Source organism: Streptomyces noursei (assembly GCF_016917755.1).
Classification (GTDB): domain Bacteria; phylum Actinomycetota; class Actinomycetes; order Streptomycetales; family Streptomycetaceae; genus Streptomyces; species Streptomyces yunnanensis.
The window spans coordinates 2,268,505-2,287,312 of sequence record NZ_CP070326.1 but is presented as its reverse complement, the minus strand read 5'-3'; the positions used below and the strand labels follow the sequence as shown (position 1 = coordinate 2,287,312).

The following is an 18,808-nucleotide window of genomic DNA, read 5'->3' as shown; positions in this document are numbered from 1 at the left end:
CGGGGCCGTCCTCCTTGAGGCGGTGGGAGCAGGGGGCTCGGGTGTCAGCACGAGACGGTGCGTTCACCCCACACGGCAACGACCTGGCAGCAGCCTCGATAAGGAAGACTGCGCCGGGGACCGTCATCGACGGGTGCGTGGTGCGCATCCGATCGCGACGTTCACTGGTAATAGGGATTTACGACCCCGGGAAATGACATTCCCAGCCGGAAAGTCCCTCGAATGCACGCGGGTTACTGGTCACGCATCTGGTGGCGCAGGTAGGCAGCCAGGTGTTGTTCGGCAGCGGCGCGGTGGCGGTAGAGCTGACGTACGCTCACTCCCCGCTCGTCCGCCAGGCGCTGCATCGGCTCACCGTCCAGCCGCGTACGGGCGATCAACTGAGCCTCCGCGACACTCACAGCACCGGCGCTGACCGCACGCGCCAAGACCGCGTACTCGTTTCTCGCCTCACCGCTGCCAACCTCCAGGGAGGTGGCTTGACAGGCGGCCTGCGCCGTCGACCGGGTGAGACGGCCGAGGTGAACAGCTTGGTGCCCCGTCTCCTGCTCGACGCGTCGCCGTGCGGCGTAGACCAGCCGGTTCGCCGCCCGGTCGGCCGCTGCGAACAGCTCCCGGGCAACGTCCGCGGCATCCACATCCACGGTGGACAAGGCACAGGTGATGGCAGCCAGGGCCTCCTGCTCGACCTCGGCCCGCTCCAGGTGAGCGGGGCAGGCCAAGCGGGCCAGCATCCGGCGCAGCACCGGAACCGTCATCCCCACCGTCACGATGTCCCAGGGATCGCCCAGGCGCCGAGCGCGGCGCGCCACTTCACGCCAGGTCTGCTGACGCAGCTCAGGTGAAGTGGCGGCGTGGGCAAGGCGGGAGCGGACCTGGTCGATGGACAGCATCGGCTGCTCCGGCTCCTCACACACCAGATGAGCAGGGAGAGCGAGCGGTTGGTCCGCGATGGCGAGTGCGAGGAAGGACTCCTCCAGTGCCTGGAGAGGCGAGCGGCCCGCTGAACGCGTACAGGCGGTGCGCCGTGCTGCGGGGCGGGAGGTGCGGTGGGGGTGCATGTGCAGCTCCTTGCGGGAGTGGCGATCACTGTCGCCGCAAGCCCTTTCACCCCTCCGCGCCACCCACGGTCCACCCGCGGGCCAACGCCGGGCGACCGCCGTACCACTGGTTCGGTATGTGCGATGGCTCGGCGCCGGCCCACCCCACACGACCAGCACCACCGCTGTGGCCCATCGCCCGAGAATCGAACACAAAGAATTTTCTGGCCGTGCTTGTGGAGGCCACCGCCTCGGCCAGGACTGGCTCGATGGTGGCTCGCCACTTGCTCATGTGGCAGTAAAGCGCGAGCGGCTGTGCGGTACGTGCTCCGCTCGTCTTCTCTGGGCCGCTACCCGTGCGGGATTTCCGCTACTCCCTCCAGCGCCACGCATGTTCGGGGAAGCCGTCGATGATGGACCCAACGGTTTCGGCGAGGGACAGAAGGTCCTCGTAGGTCTTGAACCCGTCCGTCCACCCGATCATGCGGCTCCCCTCGATGCGCCAACCGAGCTGGGCTTTGTGCATGAGCCGCTCCAGGGCGTACGTGTTGATAAGTGCCGCGAAGTCGACGTCCGCTGAGTGGCAGTGCACCAGGTGGGTGCCGATCTCCGTCAGGTCCCGGAACCGGCCGGGAGTGCGCGGCAGCGCGGGAAGCTTTTCCCGCCCGGACAGCATCAGCCGCCTGCTGGTAAAGGCGGTGGCCGGGAGTGCGCGGGGCAAGGGGAGCACGGCCACGGAGTAGGGCCACGCGACATGGGCCCGACCACTGCGCTTCAGCGCCCGGAGGTGGAACATGCTCACCTCCCGGCCCAGGAGGCCGCCCTGCAGCAGATGGCGAAGAGAAAGGCCGTCCGGGCCGAGGCTGAAGGGGTAGCCGTCATGGTTGAACGTGTTGAGGTAGTCGCGGTCTTTCTTGCGGTAGGTCCAGGCCGGGTCGTCCCGGAAACGGTTGATGCTCCTGCGAACCTCGAACACGGTCAGTCTTCTTGTTCTTTTTCCTGCGGCAACTCGGCGTTGGCGGCGTTGCCGATGCCGTAGATGACGCCGTCCGTGGGGACCTGCTGCCAGGCGGGCATCTTCTCGCGGCTGGTCGCGCGGTGACCGCCACCGCCGTTGTTGATCTTGTCCCCTGCATGGTTCGCGGCACCGCCGGCAGCTCCGGCTGCTCCGCTGAAGCCGACGTCCCGCCAGAAGTCCTTTTTCTGCCCTTCCCACATGTCCACGCCGTCCGCAGCTGCTTGCCCGCCTGCGGAGCCCACGCCTTCCACGACCATCCTGCCGGGCAGATTCTCGCCGCCGAGCCCTCTGCCCAGGGCCGCCCCTGGGCCCCACGCCTTTTCGGCAGCGTGCTCCCCGGAGTTTTGCGCCCACTTGGTAACGCCCCGCCCAAGGGCGCCGGCGCCTTCCGAGATGGCCGTGCCTCCCAGCCCGGCCACGGCAGCGTCCTGCAAGTCCTGACCCCAGTCGATGTCCTGCCCGGTGACCAACTGCCCACCGACATTGCCGATGAAGTTGGCGTCCATGGCCTTGCCGAATTCGAAGCCGAACTTGAGCAACTTGTTACTGTTCATCGCCGTTCTGATCTTCTCCATCACTTCGGCGACGCGGATCAGGAGTTGCCCGAGTCGGGTGACTTCGCCCGCTGCCTCGGCGACTTCCGCAGCGGCCGCGCCGGCCGCGATGGCGTCGGAGAAACCGCCGGTCAGCACCGTCAGGCCGATCCCGATCGCCACCGTCGCGGCGATCTCCTCGGCCACCCGGTGGACCTCGTCGTTGGCCTTCTTGATGGCATCCGCGGTGTGTTCCAGCTGCTGGGCGACGGTCTCGAAGTGCGGCAGTGCCTTCTCCACCTGGCCCTTGGTGTGGTTCCAGTGAGCGTGGAAGGCGTCGGCGGCGGCACCGGTCCAGTTGTCGCCGAGCCGGGCGACCTCGTGATCCTGGGTCTCGATGGTGCTCTTCAGATCGTGGGCCATGCCCCGCCACGCCTCAGCGCACGCCCGCAGCACCGACGGGTCCCCGCCAGGGTTGAACAGGTCGAAGCTCTTCTCGATCTGCGGCTGCTGCTCCTGCTGCTGACCGGCCACGTCACTTCCCCCCGAACTGCTGCGCCTGCGCGGCATCGGACGCCTGGTACGTGGCGACGGTGCGCTGCAGGCCCTCGGCGTAGTGCTGCAGCCCGGCACGTAACTGCTGCAGGCTGGTCACGGTGTGGCGGGCCATCTCCACGTACTGGGACAGGGTCTCGGTGGACTCGGACATCACGCCGAAGGCGTCGTTCACGTTTTCCGCGCGAGAGGCGAAAGCACTGATGCGGTTATCGAGGTGGTCGGCGGAGGCAGTGAAATCCTTGCCGAGAGCCGTGACCGGCTCGGGATGGATCGAAAAATGCTCATGCGCCAACGCAGTCCCCCATGGTGACGTCGTGTGTGATCGCTTCACCCAGGAGCGTAGGCAGACAGGCATCACAGGTTCGATGCGCAGGGCATGGATCTTCACGGGCCCCTAACGCGATCCGAGATCCTCGGACAAGCTCATGGAGCGGCCCGAGGCCGACGCAACCAGAGCGAGCACAACAGTCTTGCCAACAACCGTGGCCTGGTTGCCACTACCGTGCCCTGACTCGGGCACGAACCGGGCGGTCACCAACCTTCAGTGAAGGTGATCCAACTTCGACGGCACGGAGCGCCGCAAGCGCTCAGCGTCACCCCTGCGGCCCATCGCCCAGGAATCGAACAAAAAGAATTTTTGGGCCACATCTACCGAGACTACCGATGCCCTCAGGGCTGGCTCGGCGGTGGCTCGCAGGTGGCTCGGTACTGGCTCGCTTGGCCACTGAGCTGGGCAAAGTCGGCGCGCCGATCAGCGCGAGCCTCAGCTGCCACATCGGGCCACTGGCCGCCCGGTGAGTTCGAACGCGTCCAACGGCGATGACAATTTGGCGCCGTCGTTTCCCTATTACTCATGTCAGCACCAGACGGCTTGGAACCCATGTCCCGGGCGCCACCCGCCGATGTCCACCAACCACCGTCACGCCCCCGAAAGCGCTTCCCGCCGCCACACCACCCGCCCGCTGCCGACCACCCTCTGGCTCCCCGCCCCCGGCCAGCCCGACCCGGTCCCGGCCCCCGGCACCGTGCTGCCCCACTGGGCGATCGAGAAGATCCGCACCGAGTTCACCCACCGCCCCGGACAGGCCCCCGCGCCTCTGCTGAAGCTCTCCATCCCGGACGCCGAGCCGGGCATGGACGCCCGCACCCCCGTCATCACCTACACCGACGGCACCCCCAGCAGGCTCTCGATGCTGCTCGCCGAACTCCACCCCAGCGCTCTGCCCACCCCCACCGAAAGCCTCCCCGGGACCGTCGGTGAGATGCCGGGGGCCATGGACGAGGGCTGGGCCGGCTTCTTCCACCGCGCCCACCGCCTCCTGCCTGCCGACGGACTGCTGTTGCTGGCCACCCGCCAGCGCCGGGACGACAGCGCAGGACTCACCGACCCGCTCGGCTCGCTGATCGCCTGCGCCCGCACCGCCGGCTTCCGCTACCTCCAGCACATCATCGTCGCTCACGTCCACCCTGCTGCCGACCGCCTCATTCCCGCCCCGCCCGCCGATGCCAGCCCCGGTGTCGCCCATAGCGATCTCGTCGCTCTCTCGGCTATCCACCACACCCGCTGAGCTGGAAGGAGTCCGATCATGACGCGTCCGATCTCGGTGTGGAACACCGCTCCTACCTCCGCCCCGGCCCAGCGCAAGGACCGCTATGTGCCCGGCTCGGCGGCCCACCCGGCCAAGATGCATCCCGGCATCGCCGCCCACGCCATCGCCACCTACACCCGCCCCGGCGACCTCGTCCTCGACCCCATGTGCGGCATCGGCACCACCCTCGTCGAAGCCCTCCACCTCGGCCGCAACGCCCTCGGCATCGAATACGAACCCAAATGGGCCACCCTCGCCTCACTCAACGCCCGCGCCGCCGCGCAAACAAGTGGCACCGGTATCGGAATCGTCCGCTGTGGCGACGCCCGACGGCTCACTGACCTCGCCCCCGCGTCCGCCCGTTCGGAGGTGGCGCTCGTGGTCACCTCACCTCCCTACGGGCCCAGCGTCCACGGGCAGGTGCGCTCCTCCAGGGAGACCGGCGAACCCGGGGTCGTCAAGAAGGACTTCCGGTACGGCCACGACCGCGCCAACCTCGCCCATGTCTCCACCGACCGGCTCCTGGAAGCCTTCACCGAGATCCTCGCTCAGTGCCGCACCATGCTCCGCCCTGGCGGCACCGCCGTCATCACCACTCGCCCCTGGCGCGAACGAGGCGAACTGATCGACCTGCCCTCCGCCGTCCTCGCCGCCGGGCAGGCCGCAGGACTGGTTCCCTCCGAACGGTGTGTCGCCCTCCTCGCCGGCATCCGCAACGGCCGCCTCGTCACCCGGCCCTCGTTCTTCCAGATGAAGAACGTCCGCGACGCCCGCCGCCAGGGCATTCCCCTCTCGGTGGTGCAGCACGAGGACGTGTTGATCTTCACCAAGTCCGGAACTTCCAGGAGTTCAGGGAAACTGAAGGGACTTCAGGGTGAACTTCAGGGTCGACCCGGCTCGTTGTCCAGTATGGGCCCTGGAGTTCGGGGTGGGGCGGCGGGTGCTGTCTCGTGAGGGGGTTGAAGGAGGATGCGGGCGTTGGCCGCGTAGCGGATGGCGGTTGTCTCGCTCCCGCCGAAGACCGCGAGGAACAGGGCCGGGTCGCCGCCGGAGGTGAGGGCCTCTGCCAGACGGCGGTCGATGCGCAGTTGTTCGAGCGTCAGCCCGGCTCGGCGCAGGTCGGTCACGTAGGCGTGGCTGACTGGGCCGAGGCCCAGGGCGCTTTCCGTGCTGATCAGGAGGTGGGGGTTCGCGGTGTGCGGCCAGTGCTCGCGGCGGTAGGCGAGCCACTGTTCCAGAAGAGGGCAGGTGAGGTCGTCCGGGGAACGCTGCCTGCCACCGATTGTGACGCGCCGGGTGGAAAGGTCGACGTCCCCGACACCGAGCGAGCGGATGCGGTCGGGGCGGGCGGCACGAATGGCGGCGAGCGCGATGTAGAGCTTGGCCGGAAGGGTGGCGGCGGCCGCGATGGTGGAGCGGATCTTTTCAGGCGTCAGCGGCTGCAACGGGGGGCGTTCGCGTCTGCCGAGGCGGATGCGAGCTGCCGGGTTGTGGAAGACCGCCTTGTTGCATTTGGCCCAGATGAGCAGCGACCGCAGGGCGGACAGCCTGTCGTGGCGAGTGTGCCCCTGGTGGCGCCCCTTGTTCAATGCCGGCTTGAGGCGATTGGACCGGGCAGATGACATCTCGGCCGTGGGCGCAGCAAGAGGCGATTGAGGAAGAAGCAGGCCTCCCGCGCATGCCTCATGCGGCTGGGACTGGCTGTCTGGAAGCTGGGGAATCGACGCGCAAGGAGATGCAGGCATGGACAGTGTCTGTGGGGCGATTCAGGGCTGGAACTGTGTGTGCCGGGCGTCCGGTTGCACTGAACACTTGGAGAGTAACGACCAGTGACATGAACGTCGCCCGCTGTATCGCCGCACGCTTCGGTGGCAAGCCAAAGTGGTGCGGTCAAGAGGGCGACGACATGGTTGAGGTCACGACTGACGCTGCTTCTGTAGATGTGGTCGTAGATCGGTTGGCCGCGGTTGAAGCTCGTATGAGGATTTACGACTCGGATAGCTTCGCTCTCTCTGCTTCGACACAGAACGAACGACGATTCCCGCCAGCAAGAGAGAGTGCGAGAGAAGGGGCAGTACCGTCACGGCGCACTCTTTCGACCCGGGTGGGGCAAGGGCTGCGACCGAGTATCTTGCTCGAGTTTCAGTTGGCCGAGCTTCCTGATGCGGGGAAGTTTCAATTGGTGTCGGCAGCGTGGTCCCTTGTAGAGGGCTTGTATGTGCTGATTGAGCAGCTTCGTGCAGAGGGGTGCCCTGTTCGCGCGCGATTGGCCTTGGAGAGCGCCATGGCTTCTGGCGAGGACAGCCAATTCAGCTACCCCGTGATGCGGTTCCTGGGGCCTGGTTAGGACTGTTGTCACCATTGGTGCCATCAAGTGCCTCGGGAGCCCTGTCGGAATCTTCTTCCGACAGGGCTCCCGAGGTCCTCATATCTCTCGCACTTTACGTGTGTGCCGCTCCGCTCTTAAATGCCTCTACCGTTGGCGATTGAAGCTAGAGCGCTCTCAATCGCATTGCGAAGATGCGGGCGTGCAGCACCTACGTCAGCCTTCTCGAGCAGGATCGAGAGAAAATCAGAATCCGGGTAGCCGTTTACCCCTTCATCTTTCATCGCCCAGGCCTGCGACCAAATGGCGATCATCATCTCATTGCAGGCTTGAGCCTGCCGCACGCCTTGCGAAACGTCTCCGGCGAAGGCATCACGTGCTGAGATTCCGAGGCGGTGCCCCAAAGCCAGCAGGAATGTCTCCTTGGCGTCCGAGTTCATGATCGCCAGAACTTGTTCTCGAGTGCTCATTGATCCATATCCCAAAAATCTTCGTCTGACATAGGTCGACCTCCGCCGTAGGATTCACGCGGCAATGAATCGACATCGTACCCGCGCGACCTCAGAACCGCGATTCTGGTATTTCCGTTCATGATTGTTCCATCTGGCTTCACGATCAGTGGCTCTTGTGCTCCCGACCTCAACGAGAAGATGATGTCCTCGGTGTCCTGCTTATGCCAGAAGTCCAGTGAACTTTTATCGAGCGAGCTACCGGGATGCAAGGGCTTCAGGGGCGGGCCGCAACAGTCATTGTGAACGAGAACTGGAGTCTTACCCGCCATTACATAGTACGTATGCAGGCCCTCGACGGTGAGGTTATAGGTCCGGGCGTGTTGGGCGAAGGAGCGGTTTGCCTGGACGGTGACGGGAGTTCCGTCGACGGTTCTCAGGGTCATCCCCGCCTTAAGATCGGCGGCTTCGACCCATGCCTTCTGGGAGGGGGACCAGAAGGGGTGCTTGTTCGTGGCGGTGAGTCGCTCATTGCCGCGCCGCGTAGCAATGGTGAGTTCGTTTAGGTTCTTGTCATGTTCGGTAATGATGCGGTCGGTCACCCTGCGCCCCGCGGTTTTCCCGCTGATGGGATCTGTAGCGACGACCAGATCGCCTACCTTGACGGACTCGATGTTCTTGGTCGATTGGTCGGCCATGAGCACCTTGGTGCCGGCAAGGAAACACTGAACGCATTTCCGCACCTTCGACGAGTATCGAGTTCCTTTAGCGATGTCTTCGACGCCTTCGGCAGCCTTCTTGGCGAGTTTCCATTTGCCGACGGGGAGAACCGATATGACAGCCATAGCGCAATGACCGAAGCTGGGGTCCTTGGCGCATTCCATGGCATCGTTGAGGCCGAAGACTTCCCAGACAATGCCCTTCATGGTGGGGTCGATTTTCGGCACTTCAAGAACGTACTTGTCGGACCCACTGGCGATGGCCCACGCACAGGGCGGTGCCAAGTCGCGATTGTTATCGAGGATGCAGGGTGTCTTCTCTTTTTTCTCCCGTTCCTTTTTACGTTGTTCTTCGGCCTGGCGGCGTTCTTCGGCCAGTTCGGCTTCACGCTTCTTTACCACGTCTGCCCACGCCTCGGAAGCAAGGGTGTTGGCTTCCTCGGAGCTCTTTCCAGCATCCAAGGCGCTGGTGCGAGCCTCGGAGGCCGCGTTCCTGGCCGTGATGGCAGAGTCACGTGCGTAGCGCGCGGAGAACTGAGCTTGTGAGGCGGATTCTTCGGCAGCCGTGACGTCACGCTCGGCCCGGTCTGCGGCGCCCCGGGCAGTAGCAGCGGACTTGGCGGCCTTGTCAGAACTGGCTTTGGCCTTGTCGGCGGACTCGCGGGCCTCGACGGCGTACCGGTCAGCGTCGGCTGCGGACTTGGCTGCTTCGTTAGCGGCTTGTTGCGCCGCGTCTTTGGCGTCCTTGGCCTGGGCTGCGGCTTTGTCGGCGAGGTGGCGGTTCTGCTGGGCTTTGGCCGCGACCACGTCGGCTTCGTGGATCAGGCGCTGGACCTGGTTTTCATGGGTGGCGGCGAGCTGGTCTTTGCGGTCAGCCATGTACTGGCCGACGTCGATGAAGTCGTGCAGCCGGTCCGCGGAGCCGACGAGGGCGATCTTGGCAGCGGACCGCATTTCGTCGCCGCCGTCGTTGAACAGCTTGCCGGCGATGACTCGTTCGTCGATGTGCCGTGCCTGGTATTGCCCGCTGTTGAGGAAGGCGAGCATGGCCTTGGGACTGCCGTCGGCGAGCGCCGCCTTGGCCGCCTCCTTGACGGATGTCCCGCCCTGATTGTGGATCTTGCCGATGAGGACGCGGTACTCGATGTTCGCGACCTGGTACTGGCCCGTGGTGTAGAACTCGCGGACCTGATCCGGCGTGCCCTCCAATGCCTTGGCGGCACCGGTGCGAACGGCCTCGTACGGACTCTGCGTCGCCAGGTCGGCGACCTGCTGGCGTGTTTCGTCCTGCTCGGCCTTCTTCCAGCCGGTGCGCAGGTATTCCAGGACGTCCGCGTCGGTACCGGACAGGGCCTGGGCTGCGGCGTCCTGGCGCCAGGAGCCGAAGTGCTTCATCGCGCGCAGCGAGACGGCGCGCCCCTTGGCGGCAATGGCCTTGGTGTCGGCATCGGGCTTGGCGGCCTGGATGGCCAAAGCGGCGATGTCGTCCTCGATGGCTTTGCCTTCTAGGACCGATTCCGCTGCCTTCGCGGTGAACTCGTCGGTGGCTGCCTTCTGCGACTTCGCGCGTTCCATGGCGGCCGCCGTACGGGTGTTGAGGTCTTCTGTCTCGGTTTCCCGAGCCAGGGCGAAGACCTTCTTGGCGGTGGCGACTGCGGTGGTGGCTTGGTCAGCCGCCTCCTTGGCGGCAGCCGCGTGCTTGGCTGATTCGGTTGCCGCGGTGGCGGCCTCACCGGCATGCTTGGCAGCTTCCTCGGCGGCCTTCGCTGCGTTCTCGGCATGAGTAGCGGCCTTGTCGGCGGCTTCGCGTGCCTCGTCGGCGAGGTTGGCCGACTTGGCAGCGAGCGCTGAGGCGGCGTTGGCGGCGCGTCTGGACTCCTGGGCGTGGCGACGGGTTTCCGCGGCTGCTGCCCTGGCTTGTCCAGAGTAGTGTCCGGCGGCGCTTGCGTATTTGTCGGCTTCGTCGGCGGATTCGGCTGCAGCATCGGCATTGGAGCTGGCGCTGAGTGAGGCGTTGGCCGCCTCACCGGCTGCTGCAGATGCCTTGCTGGCCTTCTTCGCAGCCTCGGAGGCCTTCTTGGCGCCGGCGGCCGCGGAACGGGCGCGGGCTGCGGCGTCCTTCGCCTCCTGGGCCTTGCTGGCATCACGGTCGGCGTTAGCGGCGGCGTTCAGGGCGCGTGCGGCCTCGTTGGCCGCGCCGATAGCGGCGTTCGCGGCCTGGGCTGCTGCCAACGCGGCGACCCGGGAGGACCGGTTGGCGGCATCGGCCGCGTCGATAGCCCGCTGGGACGCTTCGGCGGCAGCCTTGGCGGCATTCGCTGCCTGCTGCGCCTTCAGTGACGCCTCCTTCGCGTTACCCTCGGCGGCTTTGGTCTGGTCGGCAGCCTCCTTCGCACTGTCCCTGGCCAACTGCGAGGCCGCAACCGCGCGGTCCTTAGCCTCAATCGCTGCCTCGGTAGCCTGCTCGGCCCTCACTCCCGCCTGCGTGGCCTGCTCGGCAAGCTGCTCGACGGTGGCGTATTCCTGGTCCCGGTTGCGTGCCACGAACTGGCCCACTTCGAGGAACTCAACGACATCATCCGGGGTGCCCTGCAGCGCTGTCTTGCCGGCTGCCTTGACGTTCGGGCCGCCTGCGTTGACGAGCTTGCCGGCCTCGACACGGTTGTCGATTTCCCGGGCCTTGTACTGGCCCACCTTGAGGAACTCGGCGACGTCCTCCGGGGTGCCCTGCAACGCCTTCTTACCGGCGTCCTTGACTCCGTTGCTGCCTGCGTTGATGAGCTTGCCGACCTCGACACGCCGGTCTACCTGCAGTGGCGCCTGCCAGCCGTCCTCAAGGAAGACCCGGACATCCTCTGGCTTCCGCGTCTTGAGCGCGGCAACGGCAGCCTCGCGCACCGAGGGACCACCCGCATTGATCACGCGACCGACAGCTACTCGGTCGTCGATCTGTTGGATGGCGTCCTTGCCCTTGAGGAAGTTCTCGATGTCCTCATCGGTGCCCAACAGGGCCTTCTCGGCTGCTTCCCTGATGCCGGAGCCGCCGCTCCTCCACTGCTGGACGACGTAGCTTCGCTTCAACGAGGCATTGGCGCCTTGCGCGTCGCTATCGGTGCCGTACGCCGGCGTACCTCCGAGCAAGCCTGCCGACAGCGCGATTGGCAGGACTGCGGAGCAGACGACACGACGTCCGAATAGCCGTCTTCGATCCATAACGACTTCTCTATGACGCGATGCCCCAGTAGGGGCTATTCGTCTTCTCACTTGGCTGATCCCTCCTCTGCTGACTCCAGTCGCCACCGCGTCCACACGCAGGAGAGCCAACTTCCGGCCATGCGTACGTTCATGAGACAAAAAGGGACGTAGATGGGCCGCCAAGTCGGGCAACAGTGGCCCAACTGTTGTCATGCGGGTATTTCTGCAAGAACCCTTTGAATCAAGTTGATTGAGGGTGCATTGGCACGCATCTTACATATGCTTTACTTGCGTGCATCCAGGGCGCCGAGTCAGCGCCCACCTCCCACATCTAGGAAGGCAACGTGGCGATATCCCACGCCCGAAAGGTCCTGTTCGCCGGCGTCGCGGCGACAGCGATGTGTGCCGGGCTGGCGACTCTGACGGTTGCTCAGGCCGCCCCGCAGACAACACCCGCCGTCACGGGCGCGGCGGCATCCACCGAGATGCCCTCCGCCGTGGAGGACTTCACCTATCCCGGTGCAGCGAAGATCCTCGAAGAGCGGAAGATCACCCTGAAGCGGGGTGATGGCCGCATCATGCTCGCCGACTGCGACTCGGCGTACGACGTCATGGTGGAGTCCCGTACAGGCAAGAACTATTTTTGCTTCACCATCAGCGGTAAGCAGGGCTACCTGACCATGGAGCTTCCTGACGCCTACGCCATGTGGACCAAGGACCACCCGGTCAAGGCCACAATCACTGCTGACGGAGCGACGACTGTCGTCAACGCTCCCAAGAACCAGTACACGTCCATGGGAGAGACGGGCAACGCTGGTAAGCGCTCAGTCCTGGTTGAGCTCCGGACCACCGGCTGACACACGCTCTGGGTCACGAAGGCCCGTTTGCAGCCCACCCGCACTGTGTGCACTTCGACGTGCAGCATCGCATCAGGCCGAACCTGCCTAGGTTGCCTTGAATCCGAGGGTTTGTGGCTTGATGGTGACGTGGTGGGTGTGGCGGCGGCGTCACTCAACAGGAGCCAGACACCTCCCCAGGCCGCAACTGAGGCGATTCCTTACGTTGAGCGGTCGTCCGAAGCCGCTGTCGCCGAAGTAGTTCTTCAGCTCCTCTCTGGTGCTGTCGTAGGTGGTTCTTGAGACTCCATGGCTGGCTGCTGCCGCCTCCTCGCGTGACCTGTTGCCTACCCCTTCTACGAATCAGGGAAAGAAACGTGCTCGGTAGACGTCCGCGGCTAGCGTGGATGACAGGACTTCTTACTACTGTGGTTGCCGCTGGTGCGGTGACTGCGGCACCGGCGAACGCCGTGGCTGGTGACACAGCCACGGCCGGTACCTATACGTTTGCGGTGAAGCTCGATATCGGCAGCGGTGAACGCAGTTGCACCGGTGCCCTCGTGGACAAGCAGTGGGTGCTCACCGCCTCCAGTTGCTTCGCGGAGAATCCCAGCCAGGGCTTCAGGATTGCTGCTGGCGCGCCGAAGTGGAAGACCACAGCCACCATTGGCCGGACCGACCTCACCCAGGCGACTGGCAGTGTGACGGACGTCGTTGAGCTGGTCCCGCATGACAGCCGTGACCTGGTGATGGCAAAGCTCGCCAAGCCAGTCACCGGAGTTACCCCCGTACCCGTGGCCAGCGCTGCGCCCAGGCAGGGCGAAGAACTGAAGGTCGCGGGCTTCGGTCGTACCAAGACGCAATGGGTTCCCGACCAGCTGCACGCCACCTCGTTCACGGTGGACTCGACGCAGGACGTCTCGATGTCCATCAGTCCCAAGTCCCCAGCAGACGGAGCGGTCTGCAAGGGCGACACCGGTGGTCCGGCGCTACGGGAGACCGCCGGGCGGGTGGAGTTGGTTGGTATCAACAGCAGGTCTTGGCAGGGCGGCTGTCTGGGGACCGATGCGTCCGAGACGCGTAAGGAGGCCGTTGATACCCGCCTGGACGACCTCAGCACCTGGGTACTGAAGGTCAGCTACCGTGATGTTTTCCCCAAGGCGCCCTGGAACAAGGCGACTCATGTCGCCTCGGGATACTTCACCGGTGGCTCGGCCGGCGGCACGCGGCACATGGACCTGATCGTTCGCTGGAACGACTCCGAGGTCACGCTCTACCAGGGCGCGGACGACAAGGATCCGTACCATCCCTTTGTCGCCGAGTACCAGCTGGGCAAGCCGCTGAGCGAGGACCCGAAGACCATCTGGCAGTACGCCAACAACATCACGGGTGCGAGCTTCGGCAATGGCACCGATGGGCTGGTGGTGCGCTGGGGCGACGGAGAGCTGACGCAGTACACGCACGTGGACAAGGACGGCTTCCATGACGAGAAGACGATCCTCCCTGGGGACCACAAGGGCCCGTGGGCGGCGGGGCACGTCAAGCAGATGACCGCGGGCCGGTACACGGACAATGCCCTGCGTGATGACCTCGTGGTCGTCTGGGAAGACGGCCGGGTCACGTTGCATCCCGACCTGAACACCAACGGCGTGGCGAACGGCGCGAAGAAGACGCTCGTCCAGAAGAACACGACCTGGCCCTTCGCCACCCAGATCACCGCGGGCGAGTTCACCGGGAAGAAGACCGCCGATCTCCTGGTGCGCTGGGGTGATGGAGAAGTCACCACCTATCCGGGTGTCGACGCTGAGGGACTCCACGGTGAGATCAATGTCAAGCCGAAGGAAAAGAACGCGCCGTGGCTCAAGGCCACAGTGGTGACCGCTGGGGCGTTCGTCGCCAACGACAGGGCCAATGACGTCCTGGTCCGGTGGGAGAACGGCACGCTGTCCCTTTTCCCGGGTGTGGACGCTGCCGGGTTGCATGAGGAAGTCAAGCTGGTCGGCTGACCGACTGCTTGGAGATCTGGTCGACCGGTCGTCCGGGTGACGGTCGGCCAATCGTCCGGGGCCGGTGCCACACGGCACCGGCCCCGGTGCCACGCCGCGGCTTCCCTGATGGAAGGCTCACCCTCCCGCAGCTCTTTACCGACGAGCACGCCGGGATATACACGCTCCGCCTCACCACCCTCGAGGGAGTCACGTTGGACATCCCCCTCACTGTCGGTGAACCAATGTCCGACCGGTCTGCTTCCTGAAGCCGCCGGGACCGATGGGACCGACTCCCTTGCCTCAATTCTTCTCTGCCTTACCCCTTTTTGCCGTCAACAGGAGTTTTGATGAGACGCATACCCACGATGCGAATACCTTGGATGCGCGCCGCGGTCCTGGCCGTCTGTGCCACGGTTGCCTTCACCACCCCCGCTTCGGCCACCCCCAGCCCAGACAGCGACCGAGACGGCCGGGTTGAGCCCTCGAAGGGTGTGACGGCGGAAGAGATCCGGGAGGCCCGGGAGACGGAGCGTTACTGGACCCCCGAGCGCATCCGCTCCGCCGTACCCGTTGACGCGGCTGACGGTGCTGATGCCACGGACGACGCACAGCGCAAGGGCCTGAAGGACGGCGGCCAGTACGCGCCCCAGCCGCCCGGCACGCCCAAGCCGCCCGGCGGCCGGCAGAAGCGCTCGCTCGAGGAGCCCAGTCATGTCATCGACGAGGGCATGGCCACGGTTGGTGTCTTCCTGATCCGCAACGACAACGACGAGGCGACGCCCAACCAGTTCTGCACCGCTGCCTCCGTGGCCTCCCCGACCAAGAGCCTTGCCGTTACCGCTGCTCACTGTCTCAACGGCTCATCCGGCCGTAACATCGCCTTCGTCCCCGGATACCGAGCCGGCGGCTCGACGGCCGGACAGGTGGGTGAGACCCCGTACGGGATCTTCCCGGTCAAGCCCGGCAAGATCTGGATCGACAGCCGCTATCTCGGCTCGGCGCCCGACGACGACGTCGATTTCGCGTTCCTCCGCGTCGGCCCCAACTCCCAGGGACAGCTTCTGGAGGACGCGACCGGCCGCGGCAACACCCTCACCGCGGTGACCTCCGCGAACCTCGCACGTGAGAGTGTCACGGTCATCGGATATCCCGGCGGTCAGAAGACCCCGCTGCGGTGTACCAACAACACCACCGCCTTCCAGGGCCGGTTCATGGAGATCAAGTGCGACAGCTTCCGGGCCGGCGTCAGCGGCGGACCGTTCCTGGAGAACTTCGACGGCATCCGCGGCGACCTGGTCGGCGTCATCGGCGGCTACAAGACCGGTGGTGCTTACGACCACACCTCCTACACTTCCCAGTTCGACGACGACGTCTTCCGGCTCTACAACCAAGCGGTCAATGACGCACCCGTGGACACCGGAGCCGGCGCCGGCATGGGCAGTTCCGGCACCTGGTCACACGCGAGAGCTATGACCGCCGGCCGTTTCCACACCGCCTCGGTCCGCAACCACACCAGCGACCTGATCGTGCGCTGGTCCGACGGCGAGGTCTCCCTCTACCCCGGCAACGGCACGTACGGCTTCGGCAAGGACATCCAGCTCGCCAAGGACGAGACCTGGCAACAAGCGAAGCTCATCGCCGCCGGTGACTTCACCGGCAGCGGCAGCAACGACCTCTTCGTCGTCGGGACCGACGGCAGAGTGACGCTCTACAAAGACGTCAACGAAACCAACAAGCTGAACAACAGAGTCGAGCTACGCGGACCCAACGGCACATGGACGCACGCAGTCGCCATAACCGCCGGCCGCTTCGGCGGCGGCAACACCCGCAGCGACGACCTCGTAGTGGTCTGGTCCGACGGAGAAGTCACGCTCTACCCCAACGTCGACGGCAGGGGCGTGCACGGTGAGAGGCAACTGATCGAACCACCCGACATCGTCTGGCCCCACGCCCGCGACCTCGCCGCAGGAAACTTCAACGCATCGACGGGAAACCAGGACCTCTTCGTCCGCTGGAGCGACGGCAAGGTCACGGTTTACGAAAACATCGCCGACAACGGAGTGGCCAAGAACCGAAGGGAACACCAGCTCCAGCCCGATGGGTCACCGTGGAGCAACGCCACGCTTGCTACCGTCGGATCCTTCGGCGGGCCGGACCGCCAGGACGACATCGTCGCCCTCTGGACCGGAGGCAAACTCACCCTGCACGCCGACACCACCACAACATCCATAGCCCCCGAACGCGTCCTGGTGCGCCAGTAGAGCAACCACCAAGCGCCCAGGTCATTCGAGCTCCCCACCGTAGGGAATTGCGTCCCCTACACACGGACGGCGAGTAGGTGCTGATGCGGGGTCCACGTACGTCTTTCCGAGGCGAGGCAGTGGAAACTCGGTGGCGGCCCGTTCAGCCGACGCCGACGCGGAATCCGGGCCTCGGTGGAATGTCGAGGAACTGCGCAGCGCACAGCCGCCGTCCCTGGCGTTTCAGCTTCGCGGTCCTTGCCCGGGGGAGTGCGCTCGTGATTGAGCGTCTCTGCATGGAAAGTAGCCCTGTTCGCCCACGATTGGCGTGGGGTGTGCGTGTCCCCGGCAAGGGCGGGGCGGCTTCGAAGAGCCTATGGAATGTGCCCCGAGGTCCCGTTAGGCTGTGTTTTGTCAGGGTCGGTATCGGAGTGGATGGTCCGCTGGGATTTCCACGATTACAACTTTGTGCCCGTCCGGGTCGGCGATCCACATCTCGATCAACCCCCACGGCTCGCGCACCGGCGGCCGCAGCACCGCCACCCCGCGCTCCACCAGCTCCTCGTGCGCCCGTGCCGCGTCGTCCACCTGGAGCCACAGCTGGAGGGTCGGCGTCGCGGCGGCCGTCGCCCGCCCGGAGACCTCCAGGAAGCCGCCGCCGAGGAAGTACACCGTGCCGCGCTCCGGACCGGTGCCGAACTCCCGGTAGATCGCCAGCCCCAGCGCCTCGCCGTAGAACTTCCGCGACCGCTCCGGATCGGCCGGCCGCACCAGAATCCTGCTGCTCAGTACCTGCACCATGGCTGGACCCTACGCCGCAGTGACCGTCCGGCCCTGCCGTCGGCCGGCGCGTCTTGTTAGCCTCGATTTTTCCGCCATCGCCACGGCCGAGAGGACCCCGCTCCCATGCCCACCACCTCGCTGACCTTCCGCAACGCCACCGAGGCCGACGTCCCCGCGCTCGTCGCGCTGGTGGAGTCGGCCTACCGCGGGGACGCCAGCCGGGCCGGGTGGACGACCGAGGCCGATCTGCTGGACGGCCAGCGCACCGACCCGGACGGCGTCGCCGAGGTGGTGCGCAACGAGAGCGGCCGGCTGCTGGTCGCCGAGCGGGACGGCGAGCTGATCGCCTGCTGCCAGCTGGAGCACCGCGGCGACCACGCCTACTTCGGGATGTTCGCGGTCCGCCCGGACCTCCAGGGCGCCGGCCTGGGCAAGGTGATCATGGCCGAGGCCGAGCGCACCGCGTTGACCGCCTGGGGCACCCCGGAGATGCGGATGACCGTCATCCGGCAGCGCGAGGAACTCATCGCCTGGTACGAGCGCCGGGGCTACCGCCGCACCGGCCGGTTCAGCCCGTTCCCGTACGGCGACGAGCGGTTCGGCATACCGCAGCGCGCCGACCTGGAATTCGAGCTGCTGGTCAAGCCGCTGGGCTGACCACCGGCCCCGACCGCGGCCCCGACCGGACGGACCGGGCGGCCCCGTAACGCGCCGCCCGGCCGCCCGCCCGCGCACCGCGCCGGCTACGCCGTGAAGCGCACCGCCCGCCGGATCTCCGGCTGGTCGGTCACCACCCCGTCCAGCCCCAGCCCGCGCGCCAGCCGCAGCTGGTCATGGGTGTTCACCGTCCAGCCCAGCACCTTCAACTGCGCGGCGTGCGCCCGCTCGACCAGTTCGAGGGTGAGCCGCCGGATGTCCAGCGACACCAACTCCGCACCCACCGCCTTGGCGCGGTCCACGACATCGGCGCCGTACCGCTCGGCGACCAGCCCGGTGCGCACCCCCGGCAGCAGCGTGCGGATCGCCGCCAGCGCCTCGTCGTGGAACGAGATGATCTCCACCCGGTCAGCCAGATCGCGCGACCGCACCACCTCGGCCAGCGCCTGCGCCGCCGCCACGTCCTTGATCTCCGCCTGGAGCGGCAGCCGCACCGTGTCCACCACCTGCTCGAACACCGGGATCCGCTCGCCCTGCCCGGCGTCCAGCTCCCGCAGCTCGGCGAGGGTGCGATCGGCGATCGCCCCGGTGCCGTCGGTGGTCCGGTCGACGTCCGGATCGTGCATCACCACCAGTGCACCGTCCTTGCTCAGGTGCAGGTCCAGTTCGATGACGTCGACGCCCTCGCGTTCGGCGCGTACGAAGGAGCGCAGGGTGTTCTCCGGCTCCACACCCATCATTCCGCGGTGCCCGATGGTGAGAAAGGACAAGGCTGCCTCGCTTTGTGTCGGCTCGGTTGCGGTCGGCTCGGTGCACATGTCGCCGCCGGCGCACTGCCGCCCGAAATGGCGCACAGCCTAATCCGCTGACGAGCGGC

At 66.0% G+C, this 18,808-nt stretch carries 16 protein-coding genes; 7 read left to right on the top strand and 9 right to left on the bottom strand.

Annotation, left to right across the window (positions count from 1 at the left end; genetic code table 11):
• Positions 1-233 precede the first annotated feature (233 nt).
• From JNO44_RS10085 to JNO44_RS10070, 4 genes are all read right to left on the bottom strand, one after another.
• The gene (locus JNO44_RS10085) at positions 234-893 is read right to left on the bottom strand and encodes a hypothetical protein (protein ID WP_240167507.1); all 660 of its coding nucleotides are present in this window, start codon (positions 891-893) and stop codon (positions 234-236) included.
• A gap of 517 nt (positions 894-1,410) precedes the next feature.
• Positions 1,411-2,016: a hypothetical protein gene (locus JNO44_RS10080; RefSeq protein ID WP_205363148.1), complete on the bottom strand. Its 606-nt coding sequence runs from the start codon at positions 2,014-2,016 to the stop codon at positions 1,411-1,413.
• Between the two features lie 2 nt (positions 2,017-2,018).
• Positions 2,019-3,125, bottom strand: a complete 1,107-nt coding sequence (locus JNO44_RS10075; protein ID WP_240167506.1) for a WXG100 family type VII secretion target — start codon at positions 3,123-3,125, stop codon at positions 2,019-2,021.
• Position 3,126: 1 nt separating this feature from the next.
• On the bottom strand, positions 3,127-3,441 hold the full coding sequence (locus tag JNO44_RS10070) for a type VII secretion target (protein WP_205363144.1): 315 nt from the start codon (positions 3,439-3,441) through the stop codon (positions 3,127-3,129).
• 610 nt (positions 3,442-4,051) lie between these two features.
• Here JNO44_RS10070 and JNO44_RS10065 point away from each other — a divergent pair.
• Both JNO44_RS10065 and JNO44_RS10060 read left to right on the top strand, forming a co-directional pair.
• The gene (locus JNO44_RS10065) at positions 4,052-4,717 is read left to right on the top strand and encodes a hypothetical protein (RefSeq protein WP_205363143.1); all 666 of its coding nucleotides are present in this window, start codon (positions 4,052-4,054) and stop codon (positions 4,715-4,717) included.
• Between the two features lie 18 nt (positions 4,718-4,735).
• On the top strand, positions 4,736-5,692 hold the full coding sequence (locus JNO44_RS10060; protein ID WP_240167505.1) for a TRM11 family SAM-dependent methyltransferase: 957 nt from the start codon (positions 4,736-4,738) through the stop codon (positions 5,690-5,692).
• Here the strand turns inward: JNO44_RS10060 and JNO44_RS10055 are convergent.
• Positions 5,620-6,327 (bottom strand): hypothetical protein, encoded by a 708-nt coding sequence (locus tag JNO44_RS10055; protein WP_205363142.1) that lies wholly within the window; start codon positions 6,325-6,327, stop codon positions 5,620-5,622. The two genes, JNO44_RS10060 and JNO44_RS10055, sit on opposite strands and share 73 nt — an antisense overlap.
• A 29-nt stretch (positions 6,328-6,356) precedes the next feature.
• Here JNO44_RS10055 and JNO44_RS45115 point away from each other — a divergent pair, with 29 nt between their 5' ends.
• A complete protein-coding gene (locus JNO44_RS45115) occupies positions 6,357-7,085 on the top strand; it encodes a recombination directionality factor (protein ID WP_420882631.1) in 729 nt (242 codons plus the stop codon).
• A gap of 116 nt (positions 7,086-7,201) precedes the next feature.
• Here the strand turns inward: JNO44_RS45115 and JNO44_RS10050 are convergent, their stop codons facing one another.
• The gene (locus tag JNO44_RS10050) at positions 7,202-7,534 is read right to left on the bottom strand and encodes a hypothetical protein (protein ID WP_205363141.1); all 333 of its coding nucleotides are present in this window, start codon (positions 7,532-7,534) and stop codon (positions 7,202-7,204) included.
• Positions 7,531-11,445 (bottom strand): polymorphic toxin-type HINT domain-containing protein, encoded by a 3,915-nt coding sequence (locus tag JNO44_RS10045; protein ID WP_240167504.1) that lies wholly within the window; start codon positions 11,443-11,445, stop codon positions 7,531-7,533. The genes JNO44_RS10050 and JNO44_RS10045 overlap by 4 nt, the downstream gene beginning before the upstream one ends.
• A gap of 326 nt (positions 11,446-11,771) precedes the next feature.
• Between JNO44_RS10045 and JNO44_RS10040 the strand changes: the two genes are divergently transcribed.
• The 3 genes from JNO44_RS10040 (at position 11,772) to JNO44_RS10030 (ending at position 16,512) form a co-directional block, all read left to right on the top strand.
• On the top strand, positions 11,772-12,284 hold the full coding sequence (locus JNO44_RS10040) for a hypothetical protein (RefSeq protein WP_240167503.1): 513 nt from the start codon (positions 11,772-11,774) through the stop codon (positions 12,282-12,284).
• A 386-nt stretch (positions 12,285-12,670) separates the two neighbouring features.
• A complete protein-coding gene (locus JNO44_RS10035; RefSeq protein ID WP_205363139.1) occupies positions 12,671-14,269 on the top strand; it encodes a S1 family peptidase in 1,599 nt (532 codons plus the stop codon).
• A gap of 329 nt (positions 14,270-14,598) precedes the next feature.
• The gene (locus tag JNO44_RS10030; protein WP_205363138.1) at positions 14,599-16,512 is read left to right on the top strand and encodes a trypsin-like serine peptidase; all 1,914 of its coding nucleotides are present in this window, start codon (positions 14,599-14,601) and stop codon (positions 16,510-16,512) included.
• A gap of 393 nt (positions 16,513-16,905) precedes the next feature.
• Here JNO44_RS10030 and JNO44_RS10025 read toward each other — a convergent pair whose 3' ends face one another.
• Positions 16,906-17,292: a VOC family protein gene (locus JNO44_RS10025; RefSeq protein ID WP_205363137.1), complete on the bottom strand. Its 387-nt coding sequence runs from the start codon at positions 17,290-17,292 to the stop codon at positions 16,906-16,908.
• A 105-nt stretch (positions 17,293-17,397) separates the two neighbouring features.
• Here JNO44_RS10025 and JNO44_RS10020 point away from each other — a divergent pair, with 105 nt between their 5' ends.
• Positions 17,398-17,931, top strand: a complete 534-nt coding sequence (locus tag JNO44_RS10020; protein ID WP_039638104.1) for a GNAT family N-acetyltransferase — start codon at positions 17,398-17,400, stop codon at positions 17,929-17,931.
• Positions 17,932-18,017: 86 nt separating this feature from the next.
• Here the strand turns inward: JNO44_RS10020 and JNO44_RS10015 are convergent, their stop codons facing one another.
• The gene (locus JNO44_RS10015; protein WP_205363132.1) at positions 18,018-18,701 is read right to left on the bottom strand and encodes a glycerophosphodiester phosphodiesterase; all 684 of its coding nucleotides are present in this window, start codon (positions 18,699-18,701) and stop codon (positions 18,018-18,020) included.
• Positions 18,702-18,808 lie beyond the last annotated feature (107 nt).

What these genes read in the sequence shown, in the direction of transcription:
- JNO44_RS10085 (WP_240167507.1), bottom strand. Translation starts at nt 893, where the DNA reads ATGCTGTCCATCGACCAGGTCCGCTCCCGCCTTGCCCACGCCGCCACT.
- JNO44_RS10065 (WP_205363143.1), top strand. Translation starts at nt 4,052, where the DNA reads ATGTCCACCAACCACCGTCACGCCCCCGAAAGCGCTTCCCGCCGCCAC.
- JNO44_RS10060 (WP_240167505.1), top strand. Translation starts at nt 4,736, where the DNA reads ATGACGCGTCCGATCTCGGTGTGGAACACCGCTCCTACCTCCGCCCCG.
- JNO44_RS45115 (WP_420882631.1), top strand. Translation starts at nt 6,357, where the DNA reads ATGACATCTCGGCCGTGGGCGCAGCAAGAGGCGATTGAGGAAGAAGCA.
- JNO44_RS10050 (WP_205363141.1), bottom strand. Translation starts at nt 7,534, where the DNA reads ATGAGCACTCGAGAACAAGTTCTGGCGATCATGAACTCGGACGCCAAG.
- JNO44_RS10045 (WP_240167504.1), bottom strand. Translation starts at nt 11,445, where the DNA reads ATGGATCGAAGACGGCTATTCGGACGTCGTGTCGTCTGCTCCGCAGTC.
- JNO44_RS10035 (WP_205363139.1), top strand. Translation starts at nt 12,671, where the DNA reads ATGACAGGACTTCTTACTACTGTGGTTGCCGCTGGTGCGGTGACTGCG.
- JNO44_RS10030 (WP_205363138.1), top strand. Translation starts at nt 14,599, where the DNA reads ATGAGACGCATACCCACGATGCGAATACCTTGGATGCGCGCCGCGGTC.
- JNO44_RS10025 (WP_205363137.1), bottom strand. Translation starts at nt 17,292, where the DNA reads ATGGTGCAGGTACTGAGCAGCAGGATTCTGGTGCGGCCGGCCGATCCG.
- JNO44_RS10020 (WP_039638104.1), top strand. Translation starts at nt 17,398, where the DNA reads ATGCCCACCACCTCGCTGACCTTCCGCAACGCCACCGAGGCCGACGTC.